The sequence below is a fragment of the Dyadobacter sp. genome, from assembly GCF_051859145.1.
In the GTDB taxonomy this organism is placed as follows: Bacteria; Bacteroidota; Bacteroidia; order Cytophagales; family Spirosomataceae; genus Dyadobacter.
Map to the genome: position 1 here is coordinate 1 of NZ_JBHYGF010000430.1, position 3282 is coordinate 3282.

Here is a 3282-nt window from a genome sequence, read left to right on the forward strand (position 1 = left end):
ATCATCGCTCTTGAAAAGTAGGCAGTTGAGTAAGTAGGATTAAGCTCAACGGCGGTTGTTAAGTCCTGCAATGCAGCTTTCGTTTCTCCCACTTTTGCTCTTGTAACTCCTCTGATGTAGTAAGCTTCGGCGCGCTCATTGGTCAGAGTTGAAATTTTCACATTCTCTTTCACCTGTTCCCGCAGCTCATCGAGCTTTTCGCGGTTGATCTTTCCGGCGTAAACAATCTTCTTAGGATCACCCACATACGTATTTTTCAGCTCAATGGATTTGGATAAATCAGCAATGGAGCCGCGATGATCATTGAGTTTTCCCTTTGCAAAACCTCTGCCGTAATAAGCCTGAAAATGGTCAGGGTTCAGTTGGATTGTTTTATCAAAATCGATAATCGCCCCGGAGAAATCTTCTAATTTATTTTTGGCAAAACCGCGGTTTGCATAAAGCTCGCTGTCATTCGGGCTCAGTTCGATTGCTCTTGTAAAGTCAGCACTTGCGCCCTGGTAATCGCCCAGCTCCAATTTCGCCAGTCCGCGACCTGCGTACGCGCCCGTTCTTTTCGGGCTTAATTCAATTACGCGCGTAAAATCGGCCAGGCTTCCTGCATATTCCTGTAAATCCTGCTTGCAATTTCCTCTCGCGTACAATGCAGCCAGCTCGTCGGGGTTCAATGCGAGCGCGTGGTCAAGATCTGTCAATGCATTACGGTGATTTTTGAGCTTGGCATAACTTACCCCGCGGTTGTAGTACGCTTTGGGTTCTTCTGGGTTCAATTCAATAGCTTTGGAATAATCCTCGATAGCCGCACGAAAGTCTTCCTGCAAACTCTTGCTAACTCCCCTGCTCTGGTAGTATAAAGCCTCTTTCGGGCTTAGTTCAATCGCTTTGTCGTAATCAAGAATGGCGCCGCGGTGGTCTTTCAGATTTGCTTTCGCAAGCCCCCTGTTGAAGTAGCTTGGCGCGTGCTCGGGACTCATGGAAATAACGGTGGTATAAGCCTGTAAGGCACCATTAAAATCACCGGTGCCGGCTTTTGTGTTTCCTTCCTCAAAGAATTCGGCGGCTGAACGCTGGGCAAGAATGGGGTAAGACAGGGTAAGCGCAAATAGAAATGCGACGCCGGATACTAAGAATTTCATGAATGTAAACCTTTTCCTCAAATCAGATATTTTGCAATTATTCTATAAAAGTATTCAAATTCCGTTTTAGCATCAAAAAAAGAAATGCGTCCGATTATTGTAAATCATAGTCCGGGATATTGGTTACTTTTATGGCGGTACCATTGGTACAACCTACTACTTACCAAACCATTTAGATATGACAGCAGCGGGAAAGAAAATACTTGTAGCACTATTGTTTATCATTGCCGGCACCGCCGTTTATTTCGCCTTCTTCAAGTCTGCCGAAACACCGGTTGCAACTGACCAGGAACCCGTTCAGGAAGCAAGAGAATCATCTTCGGTATACCTCACTTCTATGACAGACCTGGAAGGTAAGCCTGTGGCAATGGACGAAAACAAGCTTGTTTTTATCAACGTTTGGGCTACCTGGTGCGGTCCGTGCAATATGGAAATGCCGGGTATCCAAAAGCTTTATGATAAATACAAGTCGCATAAAGACGTAGCTTTTTACATTATCTCCGACGAAGATGCGGCTACTGTTAATCCATTCATTGAAAGAAAGGGGTATCAGCTGCCATTTTATCAATATACAGGCGCGTATCCGTCTGCATTGGACGGCAATGCGATTCCGCGCACTTACATTATTTACAAAGGAAAAATCCTGGCGCAGGAGATAGGCGCCTCGCAGTGGGACAGACCAGAGGTGGTTGACCTGATTGAAAAACAACTGGCAGAAATCTGAAAACCCCATTAAACAAGAAAGGCGCTGATATCAGCGCCTTTCTTGTTTAATATATCATTGAAGCTTATTCAACTACGAAAGTACCTTTCATCAGGGCATAGTGACCTGGGAAGCTGCAAATGTAAGTGTAAGTACCTTTTGCAGGAGCTGTGAATTCGATGGTATCGCTCTCTCCGCCACCTACAAGTTTGGTATGTGCAATGATGCTCGCTTTTTCAGATGCAGGAATGTATTCCGTTTCTCTGGCAGCCGCAGCTTTCGATCCAAATGTTGCAACGTCAACGCCTGGTTTCAACAATACCCAGTTGTGACCCATTGCTGCTTTTGCAAGTTTACCAGCGTGAGTAAGGGTAAGCTTTACTTTTTGTCCTGCCTTCACCTTGATCTCTTTCAAATCGAACTGCATTGCATCAGTTCCTTTTATTACGATGGTTTTAACTTGCTTTGCATCGTCCACCACTGTGCCGGCAGAAATTGTCTCAGCCTTAACAGGGTTCATTGTAACCGCTCCGAAAGCCAGAACTGAGGCAAGAAGCATTACGCCATACTTGGTCGTTTTCATGTTATGAGTATTAGGTAACTTGTTTAATTAAATTTAACCTGTGCAATTTACAACGCGGTATTTTAAAAAAACAATCCATTAACAATTGTTTGAAAACTAATCTGTCAGAAGAGGATTTTATACTGATCGCGCATTGCCCAGCCCGCGCATAGGACTGACAAAACCATCATATAATGATTGATATCGACCGGGTCCATTGGTATAGGAAGCTTGCCAGACTTGGTAGCCAATGCAAGGAGCATCATGGAAATAACGACCCAAAGCGCGCTTTTCTGCCTGCTGGCCAGGCCCACACAGGAGATCAGCAGCGTCACTAGAATGCAAAGGGATTTAATAATCAAGCCCACATATTCTACTCTGAACCAGGTAATGCAGTAAAAGAGCAGCAATCCCAGTGCGAGTGTTGAGAACAGCAGAAAATTCCCGCCTTTGTAGCGCATTAAAAGACACCACGATGCCGACACGAGGCACATCGCGCCCAGCGTCATTTCGCCGGCTGTGGCAATCTCGCGGGCAGGTTCCATCTTTTCCACCCCTGCAAAAAGGAGCAGGTCCGTCAATGCGACAGCAGCGATACCAAAGAAGAAGATCCCCCAAAGCCATTTCGTAACCGCAGGCTGGCTATTGAAATACCTGAAAAAAATGAACAAACTGGTGCCGCTTAAAACGAGATTAGAAAATATATGGGGATTGCTAAGTAGATCCATAAACGCCCATCAGATTGTCAAAAAAGCAATTTACAAATTCTGGTTACATTTTGCTACTTCGTGCTTTTCGTCCTACTTTTACCAAAAAAACTGATTTACCAACATGAGCGTTTTAGTTAATAAAAATTCTAAGATTATAGTTCAGGGATTTAC

4 protein-coding genes are annotated in these 3282 nt (G+C 44.6%); 1 reads left to right on the top strand and 3 read right to left on the bottom strand.

Features of this window, described 5'->3' with window-relative positions:
* Positions 1 to 1136, bottom strand: a 1136-nt coding sequence (locus tag ACTIE6_RS20965) for a tetratricopeptide repeat protein (RefSeq protein WP_439558492.1), incomplete at its 3' end; no start/stop codon positions are given.
* 178 nt (positions 1137 to 1314) lie between these two features.
* On the opposite strand from ACTIE6_RS20965, the gene ACTIE6_RS20970 reads away from it, so the two are divergent.
* Positions 1315 to 1860 carry a redoxin family protein gene (locus ACTIE6_RS20970; RefSeq protein WP_439558493.1) on the top strand — a complete coding sequence of 182 codons (546 nt, stop codon included), beginning with the start codon at positions 1315 to 1317 and terminating at the stop codon, positions 1858 to 1860.
* 64 nt (positions 1861 to 1924) lie between these two features.
* On the opposite strand, the gene azu is transcribed toward ACTIE6_RS20970, so the two are convergent.
* Both azu and ACTIE6_RS20980 read right to left on the bottom strand, forming a co-directional pair.
* Entirely contained in the window at positions 1925 to 2422 is a 498-nt protein-coding gene (gene azu, locus ACTIE6_RS20975) for an azurin (protein ID WP_439558494.1), read from the bottom strand.
* Between the two features lie 104 nt (positions 2423 to 2526).
* Positions 2527 to 3129, bottom strand: coding sequence for a DUF6962 family protein (locus tag ACTIE6_RS20980; protein WP_439558495.1), 603 nt, complete (start codon positions 3127 to 3129; stop codon positions 2527 to 2529).
* Between the last annotated feature and the right edge of the window lie 153 nt (positions 3130 to 3282).

Excerpts from the sequence above, each read along its gene's own strand:
- ACTIE6_RS20970 (WP_439558493.1), top strand. The coding sequence starts at position 1,315 with ATGACAGCAGCGGGAAAGAAAATACTTGTAGCACTATTGTTTATCATT.
- azu (WP_439558494.1), bottom strand. The coding sequence starts at position 2,422 with ATGAAAACGACCAAGTATGGCGTAATGCTTCTTGCCTCAGTTCTGGCT.
- ACTIE6_RS20980 (WP_439558495.1), bottom strand. The coding sequence starts at position 3,129 with ATGGATCTACTTAGCAATCCCCATATATTTTCTAATCTCGTTTTAAGC.